Consider the following 1,873-nt stretch of genomic DNA (forward strand, 5'->3'; position numbering starts at 1 on the left):
TGTGCGCCACGAAGGCGAGGACTTGTGGCATGAAGCCAAACAAGTATAGCCATGCTGTGTGAATGATGATGGCAGGCCCATCGGAACCGCCATATAGGTGGAGGTTTCAAACCACTCTGAGGTGCTGTAGTCAAAAGCTATGGTGCTGAGCGTCAGAGAAAAGGCTGTATAAAACAGTCAGGTGTGAACAGTGGAGATGAACGAAGCTGTGAACCACTTACGAAAACGTCGAAAGCGTATAGATTCCATCAAAACCAGGGGGTCAGTCGTTAACCTGGGATAAGCATAACGGGAGCCTATTTATTGGTTATGCGGTGGACGGCGCAAAGGTGGCATGAACACTGTTCAGGCATTCGCATGGAACGTGGGAACCTACGGGCTGGTGTTAAGGGAGGGTACCAAGCGGATGAACCGCAAGGTACAGAGTACCGATACAGCCATAGGGGCAGAGTGGCTTGTAGTAGTGAAGACGGTTTCTGAAAAGAAAACAGAGCGAAGAAGCCACAGTATCCAAGCAGAGTAAATAAGTCAACTTAGGAATAAGGAGGAGCTTATGAGCGAAGCAAAACAGTTTGATATTTCAAAGAAAGCTGTAATTGCAGCTTTTCAGGCGGTAAAGGAAAATGCAGGAAGCTATGGGGTGGACGAACAAACCATAAAAGAGTTTGAGGAGCATCTTAATAACAACCTGTATAAGCTATGGAACCGAATGGCATCAGGAAGTTATTTCCCGAAGCCTGTAAGGGCAGTAGCTATACCCAAGAAAAATGGTGGCACCAGAATTTTGGGAATTCCAACAGTAGAGGACAGAATCGCACAAATGGTCGCGAAGATGTACTTTGAACCGTTGGTTGAGCCAATGTTTTACAATGACTCATATGGATACCGTCCGAACAAATCTGCAATTCAGGCAGTAGGACAAGCAAGGGAAAGATGTTTTAAAAGAGACTGGGTATTGGAATTAGATATCAAAGGGCTCTTTGATAACATCAAACATGGATATCTGATGTACATGGTTGAGAAACATACGCAGAGCAAATGGCTGATACTCTATATAAAACGCTGGCTTACAGTGCCATTTATTATGAGTGATGGTACGGTTGTTGAGCGTAAAGCAGGAACACCTCAGGGAGGAGTTATCAGTCCGATACTTGCAAATCTGTTTCTTCACTACGTATTTGACGATTACATGTCAAAAGCATATCCGAACATCTGGTGGGAAAGATATGCTGATGATGGAGTACTGCACTGTCAATCGTATAAGCAGGCTGTATTCATAAAGCAAAAACTGGAAGAACGTTTTCAACAGTTTGGACTGGAACTGAATAAAGAAAAGACGCGTATTGTTTACTGCAAGGATGACCGAAGGTCACAAAACTATAGCTGTACTCAATTCACTTTTCTGGGTTACACATTCAGACCAAGGTTAAACAAGAACAAAGCAGGAAAGTGCTTTGTAGGATTCACGCCTGCGGTCAGTGAAAAAGCCAAAACTGCCATGAAACAGAAAATCAGAGAATGGAAGATACAGTTGAAGGTAAATTTAACACTGAAGGACATTGGAAACATGATAAACAAAGTAGTACAAGGATGGATTAACTACTACACGCACTATTATAAATCGGAATTCTACGAGGTGCTGCGTTATATCAATCAATGCCTGATTAAATGGGTACGACGAAGTTATAAAAAGAAAAATACGAGGAGCAGAGCCGAGCACTGGCTTGGTGCAATAGCCAGAAGAGACAGGAACTTGTTTGCACACTGGAAATTTGGAATATTACCATCTGTTGGAGAAGGAGCCGTATGAGTTGAGAGGCTCACGTACGGTTCTGATGGGGACTCAAGGGGAGGTTCCTTGGGTCTACCTACT

Annotated in this window: 2 protein-coding genes; both read left to right on the forward strand. The window is 43.6% G+C overall.

The annotated features are described in order from the left end of the window. Positions 1-334: 334 nt before the first annotated feature. Positions 335-523: a hypothetical protein gene (locus ACTNC6_RS16075; protein WP_441036854.1), complete on the forward strand. Its 189-nt coding sequence runs from the start codon at positions 335-337 to the stop codon at positions 521-523. A gap of 30 nt (positions 524-553) precedes the next feature. Beyond that, positions 554-1,810 (forward strand): group II intron reverse transcriptase/maturase, encoded by a 1,257-nt coding sequence (ltrA, locus tag ACTNC6_RS16080; protein ID WP_441036853.1) that lies wholly within the window; start codon positions 554-556, stop codon positions 1,808-1,810. The last annotated feature ends 63 nt before the right edge of the window (positions 1,811-1,873 follow it).

The sequence above is a fragment of the Blautia sp. HCP3S3_C4 genome (assembly GCF_052064095.1).
Classification (GTDB): Bacteria; Bacillota; Clostridia; order Lachnospirales; family Lachnospiraceae; genus Blautia_A.